The sequence below is a fragment of the Luteibacter sp. UNCMF331Sha3.1 genome (assembly GCF_900109915.1).
GTDB lineage: Bacteria > Pseudomonadota > Gammaproteobacteria > Xanthomonadales > Rhodanobacteraceae > Luteibacter.
Genome location: NZ_FOBU01000002.1, coordinates 1544291 through 1562376 on the forward strand (window position 1 = coordinate 1544291; position 18086 = coordinate 1562376).

18 protein-coding genes are annotated in these 18086 nt (G+C 66.6%); 13 read left to right on the plus strand and 5 right to left on the minus strand.

The window, feature by feature from the left end; genetic code table 11:
- Genes BMX32_RS15375 through BMX32_RS15395 form a run of 5 tightly spaced genes read left to right on the plus strand, consistent with a single transcriptional unit; the run spans position 1 to position 4891 of the window.
- Positions 1 to 894 carry a glycosyltransferase family 2 protein gene (locus BMX32_RS15375; RefSeq protein WP_089980041.1) on the plus strand — a complete coding sequence of 298 codons (894 nt, stop codon included), beginning with the start codon at positions 1 to 3 and terminating at the stop codon, positions 892 to 894.
- Positions 895 to 896: 2 nt separating this feature from the next.
- On the plus strand, positions 897 to 2099 hold the full coding sequence (locus tag BMX32_RS15380; protein WP_089980043.1) for an O-antigen ligase family protein: 1203 nt from the start codon (positions 897 to 899) through the stop codon (positions 2097 to 2099).
- Positions 2092 to 2601: a serine O-acetyltransferase gene (locus BMX32_RS15385; protein ID WP_089980045.1), complete on the plus strand. Its 510-nt coding sequence runs from the start codon at positions 2092 to 2094 to the stop codon at positions 2599 to 2601. Before BMX32_RS15380 ends, BMX32_RS15385 begins: the two co-directional genes overlap by 8 nt.
- The gene (locus BMX32_RS15390) at positions 2598 to 3419 is read left to right on the plus strand and encodes a glycosyltransferase (protein ID WP_089980047.1); all 822 of its coding nucleotides are present in this window, start codon (positions 2598 to 2600) and stop codon (positions 3417 to 3419) included. The genes BMX32_RS15385 and BMX32_RS15390 overlap by 4 nt, the downstream gene beginning before the upstream one ends.
- Before the next feature lie 11 nt (positions 3420 to 3430).
- Positions 3431 to 4891: a right-handed parallel beta-helix repeat-containing protein gene (locus BMX32_RS15395; protein WP_089980049.1), complete on the plus strand. Its 1461-nt coding sequence runs from the start codon at positions 3431 to 3433 to the stop codon at positions 4889 to 4891.
- 14 nt (positions 4892 to 4905) lie between these two features.
- Here the strand turns inward: BMX32_RS15395 and BMX32_RS15400 are convergent, their stop codons facing one another.
- From BMX32_RS15400 to BMX32_RS15410, 3 genes are all read right to left on the minus strand, one after another.
- Entirely contained in the window at positions 4906 to 6081 is a 1176-nt protein-coding gene (locus BMX32_RS15400; protein WP_089980052.1) for an acyltransferase family protein, read from the minus strand.
- 2 nt (positions 6082 to 6083) lie between these two features.
- Positions 6084 to 7061 carry a UDP-glucose 4-epimerase GalE gene (gene galE, locus BMX32_RS15405; protein ID WP_089980054.1) on the minus strand — a complete coding sequence of 326 codons (978 nt, stop codon included), beginning with the start codon at positions 7059 to 7061 and terminating at the stop codon, positions 6084 to 6086.
- A 63-nt stretch (positions 7062 to 7124) separates the two neighbouring features.
- Positions 7125 to 8576: an undecaprenyl-phosphate glucose phosphotransferase gene (locus tag BMX32_RS15410; protein WP_170843688.1), complete on the minus strand. Its 1452-nt coding sequence runs from the start codon at positions 8574 to 8576 to the stop codon at positions 7125 to 7127.
- Positions 8577 to 8976: 400 nt separating this feature from the next.
- Between BMX32_RS15410 and BMX32_RS15415 the strand changes: the two genes are divergently transcribed.
- The 6 genes from BMX32_RS15415 (at position 8977) to BMX32_RS15440 (ending at position 15546) form a co-directional block, all read left to right on the plus strand.
- Complete coding sequence (locus tag BMX32_RS15415) at positions 8977 to 9306, plus strand: hypothetical protein (protein WP_139206755.1); 330 nt, start codon at positions 8977 to 8979, stop codon at positions 9304 to 9306.
- 206 nt (positions 9307 to 9512) lie between these two features.
- Entirely contained in the window at positions 9513 to 10550 is a 1038-nt protein-coding gene (locus BMX32_RS15420; RefSeq protein WP_089980403.1) for a polysaccharide biosynthesis/export family protein, read from the plus strand.
- Positions 10551 to 10597: 47 nt separating this feature from the next.
- On the plus strand, positions 10598 to 11935 hold the full coding sequence (locus tag BMX32_RS15425) for a UDP-glucose dehydrogenase family protein (protein WP_089980061.1): 1338 nt from the start codon (positions 10598 to 10600) through the stop codon (positions 11933 to 11935).
- A 13-nt stretch (positions 11936 to 11948) separates the two neighbouring features.
- A complete protein-coding gene (locus BMX32_RS15430) occupies positions 11949 to 12617 on the plus strand; it encodes a YjbF family lipoprotein (RefSeq protein WP_170843689.1) in 669 nt (222 codons plus the stop codon).
- On the plus strand, positions 12614 to 13396 hold the full coding sequence (locus tag BMX32_RS15435) for a capsule biosynthesis GfcC family protein (RefSeq protein ID WP_089980065.1): 783 nt from the start codon (positions 12614 to 12616) through the stop codon (positions 13394 to 13396). Before BMX32_RS15430 ends, BMX32_RS15435 begins: the two co-directional genes overlap by 4 nt.
- Before the next feature lie 20 nt (positions 13397 to 13416).
- A complete protein-coding gene (locus tag BMX32_RS15440) occupies positions 13417 to 15546 on the plus strand; it encodes a YjbH domain-containing protein (protein WP_170843690.1) in 2130 nt (709 codons plus the stop codon).
- Here BMX32_RS15440 and BMX32_RS15445 read toward each other — a convergent pair whose 3' ends face one another.
- Positions 15547 to 15984: a low molecular weight protein-tyrosine-phosphatase gene (locus tag BMX32_RS15445; RefSeq protein ID WP_089980070.1), complete on the minus strand. Its 438-nt coding sequence runs from the start codon at positions 15982 to 15984 to the stop codon at positions 15547 to 15549.
- Between the two features lie 82 nt (positions 15985 to 16066).
- Here BMX32_RS15445 and BMX32_RS15450 point away from each other — a divergent pair, with 82 nt between their 5' ends.
- On the plus strand, positions 16067 to 16681 hold the full coding sequence (locus BMX32_RS15450) for a phosphatase PAP2 family protein (protein WP_089980072.1): 615 nt from the start codon (positions 16067 to 16069) through the stop codon (positions 16679 to 16681).
- A 242-nt stretch (positions 16682 to 16923) separates the two neighbouring features.
- Here the strand turns inward: BMX32_RS15450 and BMX32_RS15455 are convergent, their stop codons facing one another.
- Entirely contained in the window at positions 16924 to 17577 is a 654-nt protein-coding gene (locus BMX32_RS15455; protein ID WP_089980074.1) for a MarC family protein, read from the minus strand.
- 222 nt (positions 17578 to 17799) lie between these two features.
- Between BMX32_RS15455 and BMX32_RS15460 the strand changes: the two genes are divergently transcribed.
- A complete protein-coding gene (locus BMX32_RS15460) occupies positions 17800 to 18084 on the plus strand; it encodes a hypothetical protein (protein WP_089980075.1) in 285 nt (94 codons plus the stop codon).
- Positions 18085 to 18086 lie beyond the last annotated feature (2 nt).

The following is an 18086-nucleotide window of genomic DNA, read 5'->3' on the forward strand; positions in this document are numbered from 1 at the left end:
ATGCATACGAACGAATCCTCGCCGCCGCTGGTGAGCGTCTACATTCCCACGCGCAATCGCTCCGCGCTGCTGCGCCGGGCCATCGATTCGGTGCTCGCGCAAAGCTGGCCGGCCATCGAGATCCTGGTGTGCGACGAAGCGTCCACGGACGATACCGCGGACGTGATGGCGGACTACGACCGCATGTTTCCCGGCCGTTTCACCTATTTGCGCAACGAGACGCCCCAGGGCGCCTGCCGCGCGCGCAACCGTTGCATCGATCATGCGCGCGGCACCTACGTGACCGGGCTCGACGACGACGACCTGTTCCATCCGCAGCGCATCGAGTGCCTCGTTCGCCTCTACGAACGCCATCGGCCTTCCTTCGCCTGCACCCGATTCCGCTATTTCGACGACGAGGGCCGCATCGCCGCGCAACGGCAGCGCCGTTTCGACGACAGGGAGCGCGATGCCTCCGACGAGCTGACGCTGCCCGCGCTGCTCTACAGCAACCTGGCGGGCAACCAGGTGCTCACCGAGCTGTCGCGCATGCGCGAGCTCGGAGGCTTCGACGAGGCCATGCCGTCGTGGCAGGACTACGACATGTGGATCCGCCTCGCCGAGCGCTTCGGCACCGCCGTGCGTTCGCCCCACGTGCTCTCGTTCGTGGACGACGACCGCTCGCGCGCGCGCATCCGCAACTCGAATCGCCGCGCCGAGGGCAGCGCGTTGTTCCTCGCGAAGCACGCCGGACTGATGAACGCCGACCAGCGTCGCAACCACCGCAACATCCAGTACGTGATGAACAGGGAGCGCCCGCCCTTGCGCGACATCGTGCGCAACATGAGTGTCGGCGGCTACAAGTCGACCGTGAAGGTGTTGATCCACAAGTTCTTCGGCGTGGCGATCGGCTGACGATGGTCATCAACCGGACACGTGCCGCGGCGGTGACGCTGATGGCGATGATCTTCGTGCAGGTGCCGCTGTCGCACAGCGCGTCCAGCAAGTCGCACGTGAACGTTTACCACCTGCTCCTGCTCGTCTTTCCGCTGCTCTACCTGCCGGCCGCCCGCTATCTGAAGGTGAACCCCGCCACCGCGTTCATCGGCACCATGATCGCGACGTCGGCCGCGGCCGGCGCGAGTTATGGCGGCGGGCTTCGCTCCACGCTGCTGGTCTTCGTCGCGTCGTCGTATTTCCTCGGCGTGGTCTTCGGCCGGAAGCTGCCCGAACTCGACCTGCGGCGCATCTTCATCTGGGTGCTCGGCTGCTGCATCGCCTTCCTGCTCGTCCGCGACGCCGTCTATGCCGGCTCGCTCGGCGCCGTCTACGCGCGCAGCGAGGGCGCGTCGGGCATCCTCTACATGTCGACCGGCGGACGCAACATCGAAGCCAGCCTGCTCGCGCTGCTGTCGATCCTGATGCTGGGCACGCGGGCCTACCCGATCGCCGCCGGCATCGCGCTGCTCACGAGCGGCATGATGCTCTCGCGCGCGGGCCTCATCGGTACCGCCGTGTCCATCGGCATCGCGGCGTATCGCGCACGCAAGACACGCCAGTTCTATTTCTACGCCTTCGCCGCCGTCGCCACCGTCGTGCTGATGGCGGGCCTCGTGCTCTCGTCGGTCATCGACATCCCGGTGCTCGACCGCTTCAACCTGCAGGCGGAAACCCAGCTGGAGCACAAGAACGTCGGACGCCTGGCGCTGTGGAACACCGCCGGCCTCGCCCTGGACCACAACCTGCTCGGTTACGGCGTGGGCAACGGCGTGCCGATGATGGAGGACCTCTCGGGCCTGAAGTTCGTCGAGAACAACGTCCACAACATCTACCTGCAGTTCCTGCTGGAGGGCGGCGTGCAGTCGCTGCTGCTGTTCCTGCTGATGGTCGGGCACATCCTGATCAGCCGGACCGAAGGACAGCAGCGCAACATCAAGGCCTTCCTGCTCTGTTACCTGATGCTGGCCTTCATCGAGTTCAGCGGCTACGAGGCCTATCTCTGGTTCTTCGTCGGCATGTTTTACGCGCGCGGCGACAGGCGTCGCGCCGAGCGGCGCGCGCTGGCCCGAGCGCCCTCTTCCGCCCCCGGGCCCACCACGCCGGAACTTTCCCATGCTTGACGATTTCCGCGCCGACGTCCGCCGGCTCAAGGCCCAGCCCGGCTACCGGGGCATCGCCTGGTGGATGCTCGATCAGTCGTTCTGGGTGATCCTCACCTATCGCGTGCTGGCCAGCGCACGCGGCACGCCGTTGCACGCCCCGGTGCGCATCCTCGAGAAGTTCGCCGAGTTCGTGTTCAAGTGCTACGTGCCGACCACCGCGACCATCGGTCCGGGCCTCGTGATCTGGCATGCCTTCGGCATCATCGTGAACGGCAAGACGCGGATCGGCGCCAACTGCACGCTCTACGCGCGCGTCTGCATCGGCAACCGCTGGCCGGGCGACGGCACGCCGGTCATCGGCGACAACGTCACCATCGGCACGGGCGCCTGCATCTTCGGCCCCGTCGTCATACCCGACAACTACGTGGTGAAGGCGAACGCGGTGCTCACCCCCGCGTCCTTCGCCCGGTCCGCCAACCCACCATCCCACCCCGAGCCTTCCACTGGAGTCGCGTCATGAGCGAGGCAGCCGTTCGACTGTCCATCATCATCATTACCTGGAACGAGCGGGAGAACCTGGAGCGCTGCCTCCACTCGCTGATGGACAAGGTGGATTTCGACCGCGACGAGGTCATCGTCGTGGACAACGGTTCGCGTGACGGCAGCGCAGAGTTCGTCGCGACCCTGCCGCAGGTGCGGTACTTCCCGCTGGCCACGAACCTCGGGGTGGGCCCGGCGCGCAACCGCGGCCTGTTCCTCGCGCGCGGCAAGTACTGCATGACGCTCGATAACGACACCATCTTCCTCACTCCCGATCCGGGCAGCATCGTGGAGGACTTCTTTCGCGAGCATCCCGACGCCGGGGTGGTCGGTTTCCAGTTGCTCAACGTCGACCGGACCCGCCAGGACTCCACGCGACGCTTTCCACGTTTCTACCAGCCCATCGCCGCCCGCGTGCCGTTCTCGCGAAAATTCGGCTTCGTCCGTCGCGAACTCGAGCGACACCTGATGCTGGACACCCGCTTCGAGGACGGCACCGATCCGCTCGAGGTCGATTACGTGCTCGGGGCCAACCAGACCTTCACCAAGGCCGTCGGCGCCATGCTCATGGGCTACGACGATCGCATCTTCTTCGGCCCGGAAGACGCCGAGTTCTGCGTGCGGACGCACAAGCTCGGGCTGCGCAATTACTACAGCCGGCGCATCTCCATCGTGCACGATTACAAGCGACGGACACGGAAGTTCTCGAAGCTCACCCTCAAGCATCTCGCCGGCTTCGCCTACATGCTTCGCAAACACGGCGGCGTGTACCGTTTCTCGCTCAGCGAGCGGCGCTGAACGTCGTGGGCATGCGTCGGCGCGCGTTCCTCGGGCACGTCATGGCCGGCGCGGCGACGTTCGCCGTGCTGCCCCGGCTGGCATCCGGACAAACCGGCGGCACGCGCTACTACGTCGATGCGGCGAGCGGCGACGACGCGCACGACGGGCGCAGTCCCGACCGCGCGTGGCGAACGCTCGCCGCCGTGAATCGCCAGCGCTACGCGCCCGGCGACAGCATCCTGTTCCGCCGTGGCGGCGATTATCCGGGGGTCTTCCATCCCAGCGGGTCGGGCCGTGCCGGCGCGCCGATCGTCGCCGACGCTTACGGGCAAGGCGCCGCGCCCCATCTCCATGCGGACGGCGCCGCGGCCGCGACCATTCGCCTCGAGAACGTCGAGTTCTGGACCCTGCGCAACCTCGCCGTGTCCAATCGCGGCACGACGGAGGGCGCGAAGCGCACCGGGGTGCACCTCTTTCACCACGACTTCGGCACCGTCCACGGCATCGTCGTGCAGGACCTCCACGTGCACGACGTCAACGGTTCGCCGGTCAAGAAGGAGGGTGGCGGTAGCGCGATCCTCGTCGAGGCGAACGGGAAGACCCGACCCACGCGCCACGATGGCCTGTCGATCGTCGACAACGTCATCGAGCGTTGCCAGCGCGACGGCATCCTGTTTCTTTCCGCAGGCAGCCGCGCGGGCGGGCTGGCGAGCGGCGTCGTCGTTCGCGGCAACCGCCTGACGGGCGTGCCGGGCGACGGGATCCTGGTAAAGGGCTGCCAGGGCGCCATCGTCGAGCGGAACACCGTGGCCCAATGCGGCGCGCTGCCACGCGGCGAGGCCGCCGCGGGTATCTGGCCTTTCGATTGCGACGGCACGTTGATCCAGTACAACGAGGTCAGCGGTCACCGCGCCTATGCCGATGGGCAGGGATTCGACGCGGACTTCCACTGCCGCGACACGGTGATCCAGTACAACTACAGCCACGACAACGCCGGTGGCATGGCGCTCGTCTGCAACGACGGCAGGCAGGGCGGGATCGGCAACACGGCCACGATCGTCCGCTTCAACGTGAGCATCAACGACGGGCTCCGCCGCACCGGAAGCGCGGTCGTGCGGCTGTCCGGGCCCGTGGCCGGCAGCCGGATCTACAACAACATCATCATCGTGCCGGACAAGCCGGACCCCGGCGCGGAGGTCACCGTGTTCCGGGCCACGAGCTGGAAAGGGGTGCCCGACGACACCGCCATCCACGACAACATCGTCCTTGCGACCCGCTCGCCCGGCATGGACATGGGTCCGGCGACGCGTACGAGGATGGAGGCCAACCGGATTCTCGCCGACGCCAGTCATGCGTCATCGCGCGCGATGCTTCAGCGGGTGCGCGGCCAGCGTCCCACGCTCGCGCAGGTGAACGCGCTCGTGAAGGCGTGCTTCGTCGACGGTAAGGCGGTGCCGGACGCGGATGCGCTGATCGCGAAGCTGGCCTGATGCCGCCCGTTCGCTCAGGGTGCGCCGGCTTTCGCCATCGCACCCGCGCGCCGGTCCGCGAGGGCCCGGATGATCCGCTTCCCGAGCGCCTGACCCGGCACCTCGATGAAGCGATAGGTCAGCGTCGCCAGCACGACCGTGCCGGCGAGCGCGATCAGCACCGTCGCGAGGAAATACGCATCCGGCGAGAGACGCTCGCCTGCGTGGACGACCGCCAGCACCTTTCTCGCCACCTGCAACATGAAGAAGTGCACGAGGTAACCGCTGAAGCTGATCTTGCCGATGTGGCGGAGCGGCAGGTTCACCAGCCAGCGGTAAGGGTCGCGATGCAGACACAGGGTGATCAGCGCGAAGGCGCCGCCATAGGCGAACACCGCGCGCGGGTCGTTCGTCCACTGCGGGACGATGAGCAGCACCAGCGCGCCGAGCCCGAACCAGAGCGCGTTGACCGCGCGGCTGCCACCGTGGAAGAACGCGGTCAGCCTCCCGGCACGATCGAACAGCACGAAGTAAGCACAGATGCCGGCAAGGAACACGGGCAGCTGGTTGGGCAGCCAGACGAAGGCGAAGCGCGTCCACAGCTCGGTATCGTCGATCGGCGGGTGGGCGAGCAGCGGTGTCCACGCGACCAGGTCGACGACGAGCACCGCCAGCAAGGCGGCCAGCGCGGCCCGGAACGAGGTGAGTGCGAGGAACACGAGCGGAAAGACGATGTAGAACGACATCTCCACGCCGATCGACCATCCCCCCGGCACCACGTCGTTCGCGCCGAGCAGCCACGCCGGATTCCATCCGTTGGTGAAGGTCAGCGTGCCGAGGATCGTGCCGATGGGTGGCAGCGCCTGCCCCTTCATGAAGACGGGTGCGAGGCAGTACACCGCGAACGCGGCGTAGAACATCGGGGCGATACGGAACACGCGGCGCACGTAGAAGTTGAGCCAGGGTTCCGACTCGCCGCTTCGCTTGCGCGCCGAGAGGAACAGCGTCAGGGCGCTGATCACGAAGAACAGCTGCACCCCTCGCGCCCCCTGCTCCGCGTAGCGGCTGAGCCATGGCGACAGTGCGGCCGCGTGGCCCATCGCCTGGTACAGCTCGACGTTGCGCTGCGCATGGCTGGCCAGCACGCCGATGATGGCGACGCCACGGAGGGCGTCGATGTAGTCGAGCTGGACCTTCGGCGCCGCCTGCATGGTCAGAACCGCGGTTGCAGATGCCAGTGCCACGCACTGGAAAGGATCTGGTCGAGCTGCGCGATGCGCGGCTGCCAGCCGAGGGTCTGCCGCGCCTTGACGCTCGATGCGACGAGCGTCGCGGGATCGCCCGGCCGGCGCTCGACGAACGCGTGCGGCACGGGGCGCTCGGTGACGCGTGCCGCCGCCGCGATCACCTCCCGCACGCTGAATCCTTCGCCGTTGCCCAGGTTGAAACGGAAGGCGCCGGGATTCTCGCAGAGGTATTCGACGGCCAGCAGATGCGCCGACGCGAGGTCGTTCACGTGCACGTAGTCGCGGACGCACGTGCCGTCGCGCGTTTCGTAGTCGTCGCCGAACACCTTCAGGCCGGGTCCGTGGCCGAGCACGGCCTTCAGCAGGTTCGGGATCAGGTGCGTCTCGGGATTGTGTGCCTCGCCGATGTCGGCCGAGGGATCCGCGCCCGCGGCGTTGAAGTAGCGCAGGGCCACGGAACGCAGGCCATAGGCCTTGAAGGCGTCCTCGAGCACCCGCTCGATCATCAGCTTGCTCTGGCCGTACGGGTTGATCGGATCGGTCGGGTGGGCTTCGTCGATCGTGTCCGAGCGCGGGTGGCCGAACACGGCCGCCGTGGACGAGAACACCAGCTTGTCGATGCCGACTTCCCGCATCGCCGCGAGCAACACCAGCGTGTTGCCGACGTTGTTCCGATAGTACTGGTAGGGATCGATGACCGATTCGCCGACCAGCGAGCGCGCGCAGAAATGCATCACCGCGTCGAAGTGGTGCGTCGCGAAGAGGCGCCAGAGCGTGACCGCGTCGCCGATGTCGCCGTGCACGAAGGGAACGTCGTCGGGCACCGACTCACGGTGTCCCGTCGAGAGATCGTCGAAGACGACGACCTCGTGCCCCTGCTGAATCAGGTATCGCACCATGTGCGAACCCACATAGCCCGCACCGCCACAGATGAGAAACTTCAATCAATACCCCGTACGAACGAGAAGGTTGGAACGCCGCCCTGCCAGGCGGTCCCTGTCACTGAATCAGGCGGACTCCTCGCTGGGATTGCTGGTACCCGGAGCGGCCTGCGCCAACGAAGGCAAGGCCGGCGCGGCGGCGGGCGCCTCGGTGTGCACGAACCCCTTGAAGATCGTCAGGAAGATGATGCGCAGGTCGAAGAGCAGCGACCAGTTGTTGATGTAGTAGAGGTCGTACTCGATGCGCTTGACGAGGTCGGTGTCGCCACGCCAGCCGTTGATCTGCGCCCAGCCGGTGATGCCCGCCTTGACGAGGTGCTTGTGCATGTAGCCGGCGATCTCGCCCTTGAACTTCTCGACGAACATCGGCCTCTCCGGGCGCGGTCCGACGATGGACATGTCACCACGCAGCACGTTCAGGAACTGCGGCAGTTCGTCCAGGCTGGTGCCGCGGATGAACTTGCCGAAGCGCGTCGTCGTCTTTTTGGTCGCGTTGCCCCACTGCACAGCACCACCCTTCTCGACATCGACGGGCATGGAGCGGAACTTCAGCATCTCGAATTCCTTGCCGTCGAGGCCGACACGATGCTGGCGGTACAGGATCGGACCGGGACTGGAGAGCTTGACGCCGATGGCGAGCGCGATCATCACCGGGCTGATCATCACGAGGATCAGCCCCGCGATCACGCGGTCTTCGATGGCCTTGAGCACCCAGGCGTGACCGTGCAGCGGACTTTCGCGAAGCGTCACGACCGGCACGCCGCCGCAATCTTCCATGCGATGGTTGATGAGTTGCCGACCGAGCATGTCCGGCACGAACTTCACTGCCGTGACACGCTCGTCCATGCGGTCGAGTACGTAGCTGATCGCGCGATGCGCGCTGACGGGGAGCGCGATGAGCACCTGGTCCCACTCACCGCGATCGAGGATCTGATCGAGGTTCTGCAGCGACCCGGCGAGCGGCACGTTGCCGGGCACGCCCGTATCGCAGCTGGTCTTCACATACGCGGTGATCTTCATGCCCAGGCCGGGATCGGCGAGCGTCTGTGCCGTCATGTGCAGGCCGGCATCGGTCGCGCCGACCAGCAGGCAACGATGCACGCCGACGCCACGACGGCGCAGGTACCACAACGTGAGCACGTTGACCTGACGCACGACGGCCATGAACGCAAGACCGAGGAAGAACGTGAGCGAGACCCACGCACGCGAATAAAGATCGCTCACCTTGAGCAGGTAGCCGAGCGCCATGATGACCGCGAAGCCTGTCGCCCACGATGCCGCGATGCAGCAATACTGACTGAAGGAGCGCTCGCCGAGCGGCCGGTCATAGGCGCGGAATGCGACGGACGCCGTCAGCGATCCCAGCACCAGAATCACCAGCGCGACGGCATAGAGGCTGCTCATCCGGAAGGTGTCGAACCGGATGAAATAAGCGAGATAGGCGGCCGCGATCATGCCGAGCGGGTCACTCGCCCGGAGCTCGAGGTCCAATAAAGCATTGAATCTGGACAATTGCATGACAGGTACCTTCCGCCGCAGCGAGATGCGCCGGCCAGGCCGGCTTGCCAAGGTACGTGCCCCCTGTGGAGTCGCCTCGCATCCACTCCATGGACGCTTCGCGATCCAACACGCTTCCACCGCATCCGGAGAGCAAACGGATACGACATACGAATGTTCGCAAGCTTCTGCCGCGTTCGATGCATGCTGCATCGCGGGGAAAATGTCGGCAATCCACGCACCAAGTATTTGCGAGTCGTGTCACAAAAAGAGTTGTCGGCAGCGTGCGTTCAGCTGATTGCCTTGACCGTCGCAGTATGTATGACGGTGAATGTCCCATGCTTGCGACGCGCAGCGCGCTTGCATGTTCCCTCGCGCATCGTCATCGCGCCTTCGTTCCGAATCACAGGAGATCACGCTCGTGAGACGTCTACTCATCGCATGCGCCATCCTCGCCATCGCCGTTCCCGTACTCGCGCAGTCGCAGCGCGGAACCGCCGAGGCACCACCCTCCACCGCTCCGCAAAACCCGCAAAAACCACGCCTCGCGACGCCTTCCCAGGCTCGTCAGGCCGCCCAGGGCGCCATCACTCCGGCGCGCGTCGGCGCAGGCACGGCGGCGGTGGCCGCTGCCGCGGGCGCCACGGCTGGCGACGCCAACGGCACCGGCAACGATGGCACCGGCGGTACGGGTGGGACCGGCGGAACGGGCGGCACCGGAGGCACGGGCGGAACCGGCGGCACCCACTAATCATCGTGATACGGCGTCTGGACGTCTAAATGTCCATGCGTATTCCCGAGCCGTTAATATTGAATCGGTTTAAGTACGTCGCTGGCCCAAGAGGCACACGGCGCCTCGACTGAAGGATCCCGCCCACGATGAAGTTCCTGCCGACCCTCGGTCTGGCCGGGTGCTGTCTGTTATTGCAAGCATGCATCCTGGCACCCGGCCAGCATATGAAATCCGCCGAGCTGAACGACAGGCAGAGCGCCACCGGTAGCCGCTACCAGCTCGTCCCCATCACACCGAAACTCATCGCGATGGACCGCGCGAGCGCGGCGGTACCGGGCATCGATCCGGCCATCGCCGCGTATCGACCCGAGGATTACCGCATCGGCCCCGGCGATTCGCTCTACATCACGGTGTGGGAGCATCCGGAGCTGACGTCCCCTGCCGGCTCGCAGCAGCAGACCGCGGCGAACGGTCGCCTCGTGCGCACCGACGGCACCTTGTTCTATCCCTATGTGGGGCTGCTGCATGCTTCGGGCCTGACCGTCGAGGAACTACGCGTCGCGATCACCGATCGCCTGACGAAGTACGTCGAGAAGCCGCAGGTCGACATCAGCATCGTCAACTACGCGAGCCAGCGCGTGACCCTCGGCGGTGCCTTCGTCAAGACCGACCCGCAGGACATCACGGTCACGCCGCTGACCCTCGCGCAGGCGGTCGGCGTCGCCGGCGTGAACGCGCAGCTGGCCGATCTTTCGGATGTCGTGCTCCGGCGCGACAACCACGAGTACCACCTGAACCTGGACGCGCTCTCGCATTCGCCGCAGGGCGCGCAAGACATCTACCTCAAGGGCGGGGACAGCATCTACCTGCCCTATAACGATCGCCACGAGGCTTACGTGCTCGGCGAGGTGCTGCGTCCGCAGGCCATCGCATTCAAGACCAGCGATCTCAGCCTCACGCAGGTGCTCGGTCGTGCGGGCGGCCTGAATCAGACCAGCGCCAAGGGCAAGGCCGTGTACGTCATCCGCGGCGTGGAAAACATGGAAAAAGCGCCGGCGACGATCTACCAGCTCGACAACACCTCGCCGTCCGCGTTCGCCGTGGGCGCGCAGTTCGCCGTGAAACCGGGCGACGTCGTCTACGTCGGCCCCGCGGACATCACGCGCTGGAATCGTTTCATCAGCCAGCTGCTGCCGCTGTCAGGCCTGATCAGCAACGCGGCCAACGCGCAATACAACCTGGACCGCGACCGCCAGCTCTGACTGCTCGCGGCGCCCCACCGTTCTTCCAAAATCGACAGGCGACACAGATGAAGGTCACTATCTTCGGCACTGGCTACGTGGGATTGGTCACGGGCGCGTGCCTCGCGGAAATGGGCAACCACGTCGTGTGCGTGGACGTGGACCAGGCCAAGGTGGACGGCCTGCGCAACGGCATCATCCCGATCTACGAACCCGGCCTCGAGCCCATCGTCAAGCGTAACCATGCCTCGGGCCGTCTCGACTTCACGGTCGACCCCGCGCCCGCGATCGCTCACGGCGACCTGATCTTCATCGCGGTCGGTACGCCGCCCGACGAAGACGGCAGCGCCGACATGAAGTACGTGCTCAGCGTGGCGCGCACCATCGGCGAACATCTCGATCGCTACGCGGTGGTGGTGAACAAGTCGACCGTTCCGGTCGGCACCGCGGACCGGGTGCGTGGCGCGATCGACGAGGTACTCGCCGCGCGTGGCGTCACGGTGGCGTTCGACGTGGTGTCGAATCCGGAGTTCCTGAAGGAAGGCGACGCGGTCGAAGACTGCCTGCGCCCCGATCGCGTCGTCGTGGGCGCATCCAGCGAGCGCGCGGTGGCCCTGCTGCGCAAGCTCTACGCCCCGTTCAATCGCAATCACGACCGCATGGTGGTGATGGACGAGCGCTCGGCCGAGCTGACGAAGTACGCGGCGAACGCGATGCTGGCGACGAAGATCAGCTTCATGAACGAGATCGCGAACATCGCCGAGCGCGTGGGCGCCGACGTCGAGCTGGTCCGCCAGGGCATCGGCTCCGACCCGCGCATCGGCTACCACTTCATCTATCCCGGCGCAGGCTACGGTGGCTCGTGCTTCCCGAAGGACGTGCAGGCACTCGAACGCATCGCCCGCGGCAGTGGCTACGATGCGCGCCTGCTCGCGACCGTCGAGGCCGTGAACGCGGACCAGAAGACGCGGTTGTTCGAGCAGCTGCTCCGTCATTTCGACGGCGACGTCGCCGGGAAGACCGTCGCGCTCTGGGGCCTGGCGTTCAAACCGAACACCGACGACATGCGCGAAGCGTCGAGCCGCCGCCTGATGGAGGCCCTGTGGCAGGCCGGCGCGAAGGTGCGAGCGTTCGATCCCGAGGCACGCGCGGAAGCCGCGCGCATCTACGGGGAGCGAGACGACCTCGTGCTCTGCGAGTCGGCGTACGAGGCGCTGCAGGGTGCCGACGTGCTCATGCTCGTCACGGAGTGGAAGGCGTTCCGCAGTCCGGACTTCGCACGCGTCGCCTCGATGCTCGCCACGCCCGCCATCTTCGATGGCCGCAACCTCTACGATCCGGACACGGTCGAGGAGGCCGGGATCGCGTACTACGGCATCGGGCGCGGTCGCTCGTTGCAGCGCTGATCGGCGGGTCTCGATGAAGTTTGCGGCGCGGACGCGCTGGTCCGGAACCATCGCACTGGCGTCGATCGCGATCGCGGGCTGCACATCGGTGTCGCGCGGCAGTCTCGAAGCCGTCCGGCTGGCGGTGCACGGCGAGTCCGTGCACCCCACCGCGGCTTCGGTCGCGGCGACGCCGTATTACCAGATGCAGGTCAACGGCCCGCAGGGCGAAGCGATCCTCATCCTCGCCGCCGACGACGACGGACGCCTCGGGTGGTATGGCAGCGGCAAGGACATCGTCGTCACCCGCGACGGGCTCGTCGTGAAGACGGCCGGGCTGCCGCAGGATCTCGACGATTCGGCGTTCGTGGGTCCCGACCCGTTCCACGACGGTCTGCAGACGCTTACCGCTGCACGCGATGCCACGCGCCGCCTCGACTGGTCACCCGGATATCGCTACGGCAACGTCGCGCAGTCGCATCTGGAACCGCGCGGCATGGAGGATGTCGACATCCTCGGCACCGTGCACCGGCTGCGGCGCGTGGACGAGACCCTGCGCATCGCGTCCGTCGGCAGCACGTTGCACAACCGCTACTGGGTGGACCCGGCAGACGGATTCGTCTGGAAGAGCCGGCAGTACGTCGCGCCCGGCCTTCCGCTGGAACTGATCCAGCTGCGTCCCTACCGGCCGGGCGCACCATGAAGACGCTCGCGCTCGCTTTCATGCTCTGCGGCATCGTCCCGGCCGGTGCGCATGCCGGCACGCTGGACGTCGCGGCACGAGGCGCCGTGGCACGGCCCGGCACGTCGTCGTATCCGGACGATGCACGTCTATCGACCGTTGCCCACGCCGTTGGCGTCTCTCCCGATGCGTACACGATCGGCGCGGCATGGCTGCAACCATCGCTCCACGTCGATCAGCTTCGTCTGAAGGCGGGCCTGATGTACGAACTCGGCGCCATCCGTCGGCAGGCCATGGGCATGGGCAACGACGCGCTCGCGGAAGGCGCCGCATCGTTCCAGGCGTGGTTCGACACGCTGCCGGTCACGGGCCGTCGGCCGCAGAGCGTGCTCGACCCCTTGCGCCTCGACGTTTCCCCGCCCGACGATCGGCCGGTGCACGCCGGCGACACGCTCGTCTACCCTGCCCGGCCCTCGATGGTCCGCATCGTCGGCGCCGTCGCTCGAGCGTGCAGCCTGCCGCAGGTCGCCATGCAGGATGCGCGCCGGTACCTCGCGGACTGCCCCGTCACCCGTGCGGCGGATCGCGACGCGATCTACGTCGTGCAACCGGACGGCGGCGTCTTCGAACAGAACGTCGCGCTCTGGAATCGCGCGGATCCGCGCCCCGTCGCACCGGGGGCGTGGATCTACGTGCCGTTCGATCGCCGCGCCATCGCCGGTGCCGCCGACGACACCTTCAATCACGACATCGCCACGTTCCTCGCCACGCAGCTGCTGGACGGTGACGCATGGCGTTGAACCGGCCGGTATGGCGAGGCATGTGTTGTGCCGGGATCGTGCTGTGGGCCGGTGGCGCGGCCACGGTGCGCGCGCAGGAGGTATACACACAGAGCGATTTCGGCGGCGTGGGCCTGATGCAGACGCCGACGGCGCGCATGGCGCGCGAAGGCGAATTCAGCTTCGTCGTCAGTCGCACCACGCCGTACACCAACTACAACGTGTCCATGCAGCCGTTGCCGTGGCTGGAGGGCTCCTTCCGTTACACCAACGTCAGCAATCGCCTCTACGGCCCGCGATCGCTCAGCGGAAGCCAGACGTACAAGGACAAATCCATCGACGCCAAGGTGCGTCTGTGGGAGGAAACGCGCTGGATTCCGCAAGTAGCCGTGGGCGCGCGCGACGTGGGCGGCACCGGCCTCTTCTCCAGCGAGTTCGCGGTCGCGAGCAAACGCGTCGGCCCGTTCGACATCAGCCTCGGCCTGGGCTGGGGCTACCTCGGCGCCCGCGGCGACATCCGCAATCCGCTCGGTTTCCTCGACGAGCGCTTCGACACGCGCCCCACCGGCGGCACCGGCACCGGCAAATTCAGCACCAACAAGTTCCTGCGCGGCCGCCCCGGTTTCTTCGGTGGCATCGAGTACCGTTCGCCCTGGCAGTGGCTTCGCCTGAAGGCCGAACTCGACGGCAACGACTATCGCCACCAGCCGCAGAACAACAACCAGCCGCAGCGCTGGCCCGTGAACCTCGGTGCGGTGTTTCGCGTTCATCGCAACGTGGACTTCACCCTCGGCTACGAACGTGGCGAGGTCGCCACGGCAGCGGTCACATTGCACACGAATCTCGCCACGCACGTCGATCCGCCGAAGGTCTACGATCCGGCGCCGGAAGCCGTGGCGTTTACGTCGACGCCGGTCGACGGCCCCGCGCCGGGCACCGAAACACCGGAAAGAAAAACACCCGAAGCGGTCGACTGGCAGGAAACGGCACGTGCACTCGGCGCCAACGCCGGCATCGATGTCACCCGCATCGGGCGTCGCGGCAGCGAGCTCGTCATCCACGGCGAACAGCAGCGGTTCTTCTATCCCGCCGAGGGCGTCGGTCGCGCGACCCGCATCGTCGACAACCGTGTCGGCAACGACATCGATTGGGTCACCGTCACGAGCGAGCGCAAGGGCATGCCGCTCGTCGAATCCAGTGTGCACCGGCCGCGCTTCCTCGAGCTGCTCGACCATCGCCTGGACCTGCAGGATTTCCGCCGCAGTGTCGAACAGAACCCGGTCACGCCACGCGAGGAGGAAACGCTGTACGTCGCGCCGCTCAAGCGGTTCACCGGCGGCTTCTCGCTGGGCTATCAGCAAAACGTCGGCGGCCCCGACGCGTTCGTGCTCTACCAGATCTACGGCGCCGCGTCGGGCACGTTCAACGTGAGTCGCAACCTTTGGGTCGACGGCACGTTGTCGGTGAATCTCGCCAACAACTACGACAAGTTCCGCTACGACGCGCCCAGCGCGCTACCGCGCGTGCGCACCAACCTGCGCCAGTACCTCACCTCGTCGGACACGACACTGCCGAATTTCCAGGTCACCGGCACCCGCCGTCTCGGCGACGACCTGTATGGCCTCGCGTATGGTGGTCTGCTCGAAAGCATGTACGGCGGCGCCGGTGGCGAAGTGCTGTATCGCCCCTTCGGGGAACGATGGGCCATCGGCGCCGACCTCAACTGGGTCAAGCAACGAGGCTTCAGACAGGACTTCTCGTTCCGCAAATACCATATCGTCACCGGACAGGCGACCGGCTACCTCGATACGGGTTTCCAGCACGTGACGCTCGCCGTCAGCGTCGGACGCTATCTCGCCGGCGACTGGGGCACCACGATCGACGTGTCGCGCCAGTTCGCCAACGGCACCCGCATGGGCGCCTACGCCACGATCACGAACAAGTCGGGCGGAAACGGGTACGGCGAAGGCAGTTTCGACAAGGGCATCTACGTGTCCATTCCGTTCGACCTGCTTCTTCCACACTCCTCGCGCAGCCGCGCCACGCTGCTCTGGCAACCGCTGATCCGCGACGGCGGCGCGCGGCTGAACAAGCGCTACACACTCTATACCCTCACCAACGACCTCGATGGCGAACTGTTCGACAAGAACCTGGGCAAGATCGCCGACTGATCAGAGGTACCTGACCCAGCTCTCCACGCCTTCCTCGATCAGACCGTATACGTGCTCGTAGGCCGGCCTCTGCTGACGATACGGATCGGGCACGTCGCGTCCCTCGCGCCAGCGATCGAACAGGAACACCTTGCCGCTGGCTTCGGGCGCCATGCGGACGATCGCCGCGACGTGGCTCTTTTCCATCGCGAGGATCAGATCGGACTGGCGGAGCATGCCGCCGTCGAGCTGGCGAGCGCGATGGGCGTCGCCATCGACGCCGTGTTCGTGCAGGAGCGCGAGCGCCGTCGCATCGATCGGATGATCGACGAGCGCACCGAGGCCCGCGCTCGACACCTGCGCGACGTGGCCTTCACCGAGCCGGCGACGCAGAAGATATTCGGCGGTGGGACTGCGGCAGATGTTGCCGATGCAGACGATCAGTATCCGTTGAAACATGGCTGCTGCGATACTTGGGAAGCATTCGATGATAAACGATAGGCATGACGACATCCCCTCTTCACGGCACCGGTGACGGCGCATGACCTTCTGGCAAGCCGTCACGTCGTTGGGCGACAGCGCCTTGCTGCTGCCCGTCATCGTCTGGATGGCCGCATGCCAGTTCGCCGTCGCGCCGTATCGCCGCGACGGCTGGCGATGGATCGTCACGGCCGTGGCCTGTGGCGGCATGGTGTCGTTGTCCAAGCTGCTCTTCATGGCCTGGGGCGTCGCACCCGCCGGCATCGACTACACGGGATTCAGCGGCCACACAGCCCTCGCGATCACGGTCTGGACCGCCTTCGGCGCATTGGCCGGACGCGGCATGCGATGGCGCATTCTCCCCATCGCCGCTGGCGCCCTGCTGGGCATCGCCGTAGGTGCCTCGCGTCTCGCCCTCAAGGTGCACAGCCCGTCCGAAGTCTGGCTGGGCGCCCTGCTCGGCGCCATCGTCGCCGCATGGTTCGTCGTCGGCATGAGCAAGGCCGCACCCACCGACCGCCGCGCGACGGCATGGCGCCTCACCCTCCTCGGCGGCACGCTGGCCATCGGCCTCGTCTGCTACGGCCGGGTGTTCCCGTCGCAGCATCTGCTGCAGGACATCGCACTGTGGTTGAGCGGTCACGGGCAAGTGTTCACCCGCACACCCGCTCATTGAGCCCGCTCGTTTAGGCAACCTCGCCGCGAGCACCCTTCGCGCGTCAGCGCGCTTCCCACAAAAAAGATGCCGGCGCTCTGCCGCACGCAACCGTCCCTTTCCGGGGAGGCGTCGGCTCCCGTTTTATGAGCGTCTCCGCAGGGAGGCGAAGGCCGGACCAGGACTTAGCGAAGAAAACGGCAGCCGACGCCTCCGCTCCGCCACGCGCATGGCGAAACGCGATGGCGAAGCCGAGCCGGAGGTTAAGGAGAAGCCGTCGGATGCAGATTCAGCAACTCCGACAACCCGGACCAGAGCAACTGGACGCCGATGCAGAAGATGACGAAGGCCAGTAGTTGCAGGATGACCTGCGTGCGCTCCTTGCCGAGCTTGTGACTCAACGTGTCCGCGAAGCGCATGCACAGATAGATGCTCACGGTGAGCACCGCCAGCGCGATGGCCGCCGCCACGATGTGGATCCAGCCCGCGCCCTCGCGCGGGGACCCCGTGCCGATGGCGATGGCCACGGCGATCGCCCCCGGCCCCACCGTGATCGGTAGCGTCAGCGGATAGAACGACGGATCGCCCCGGTGCTTGTGCACGGTCGCCTCGTCCTCATCGTCGTCGTCCTGTCCGTTGAGCATCCGCCAGCCCGCCGCCGCGATGACGATGCCGCCGGCGATGCGGAGGACGGGGATCGATACGCCGAAGAACGACAGCACATAGGCACCGACGAGAAGCGAGCCGATCAGCAGCACGAGGCTGTTGGTCGCCACGCGGCGGGCCAGGCGTGCCCGCTCGGCCGAGTCCGCGTGCGGCACGATGCCGAGCGACAGCAGCGCGGAACCGGGCGGGTTCACGATGGGCAGCAGGCTGGCCAGGATCACGAGCGTGGCCTGACCGATTTCCATGAGCATCGAAAGGGTATCCGTGAGAGGAGACGCTGCGCATCATCGCGGGCGCCGCCGGCCGGGTCTTTCGTATCCGCACCCCGTTTGTGGAATCGAACGGTGCAAGCCGCCCCCATGCCCGGCGTTCGAATCGGAAACGGACCCTGCGTACCGGAAAGACCGGGTTGCCCGGCGTGCGGACGATAGGTCCACCGGCCGGCACGGTCGGCCACTCCTCCAGGACACACCATGAATGCCAAGACCTTTCTCGCCGGCGCGCTGCTCGGCGCCGTCCTTTCCGTGGGCTGCGCCGCCGTCGCCCAGGAACGCCCCTTCGTCGACATCGGCGATCGCCACGGGAACCTCCGCGACGCGCAGCAGCACATCGTTCAGGCCTGGGAAGCGGTGAACCGGGCCCAGGAAGCCAACGACTCGCGCCTCGGCGGCCACGCCGGTCGCGCCAAGGAGCTCCTGAGCCAGGCCAACGAGGAGCTGCGCCTCGCCGCCGACGTCGCCAACGACCGCGGCCGCTGATG

Excerpts from the sequence above, each read along its gene's own strand:
- BMX32_RS15460 (WP_089980075.1), top strand. The coding sequence starts at position 17,800 with ATGAATGCCAAGACCTTTCTCGCCGGCGCGCTGCTCGGCGCCGTCCTT.
- BMX32_RS15445 (WP_089980070.1), bottom strand. The coding sequence starts at position 15,984 with ATGTTTCAACGGATACTGATCGTCTGCATCGGCAACATCTGCCGCAGT.
- BMX32_RS15430 (WP_170843689.1), top strand. The coding sequence starts at position 11,949 with ATGAAGTTTGCGGCGCGGACGCGCTGGTCCGGAACCATCGCACTGGCG.
- BMX32_RS15390 (WP_089980047.1), top strand. The coding sequence starts at position 2,598 with ATGAGCGAGGCAGCCGTTCGACTGTCCATCATCATCATTACCTGGAAC.
- BMX32_RS15375 (WP_089980041.1), top strand. The coding sequence starts at position 1 with ATGCATACGAACGAATCCTCGCCGCCGCTGGTGAGCGTCTACATTCCC.
- BMX32_RS15440 (WP_170843690.1), top strand. The coding sequence starts at position 13,417 with ATGTGTTGTGCCGGGATCGTGCTGTGGGCCGGTGGCGCGGCCACGGTG.
- BMX32_RS15395 (WP_089980049.1), top strand. The coding sequence starts at position 3,431 with ATGCGTCGGCGCGCGTTCCTCGGGCACGTCATGGCCGGCGCGGCGACG.
- BMX32_RS15380 (WP_089980043.1), top strand. The coding sequence starts at position 897 with ATGGTCATCAACCGGACACGTGCCGCGGCGGTGACGCTGATGGCGATG.
- BMX32_RS15455 (WP_089980074.1), bottom strand. The coding sequence starts at position 17,577 with ATGCTCATGGAAATCGGTCAGGCCACGCTCGTGATCCTGGCCAGCCTG.
- BMX32_RS15385 (WP_089980045.1), top strand. The coding sequence starts at position 2,092 with ATGCTTGACGATTTCCGCGCCGACGTCCGCCGGCTCAAGGCCCAGCCC.
- BMX32_RS15420 (WP_089980403.1), top strand. The coding sequence starts at position 9,513 with ATGAAATCCGCCGAGCTGAACGACAGGCAGAGCGCCACCGGTAGCCGC.
- BMX32_RS15435 (WP_089980065.1), top strand. The coding sequence starts at position 12,614 with ATGAAGACGCTCGCGCTCGCTTTCATGCTCTGCGGCATCGTCCCGGCC.
- BMX32_RS15450 (WP_089980072.1), top strand. The coding sequence starts at position 16,067 with ATGACCTTCTGGCAAGCCGTCACGTCGTTGGGCGACAGCGCCTTGCTG.
- BMX32_RS15400 (WP_089980052.1), bottom strand. The coding sequence starts at position 6,081 with ATGCAGGCGGCGCCGAAGGTCCAGCTCGACTACATCGACGCCCTCCGT.
- BMX32_RS15425 (WP_089980061.1), top strand. The coding sequence starts at position 10,598 with ATGAAGGTCACTATCTTCGGCACTGGCTACGTGGGATTGGTCACGGGC.
- BMX32_RS15410 (WP_170843688.1), bottom strand. The coding sequence starts at position 8,576 with ATGCAATTGTCCAGATTCAATGCTTTATTGGACCTCGAGCTCCGGGCG.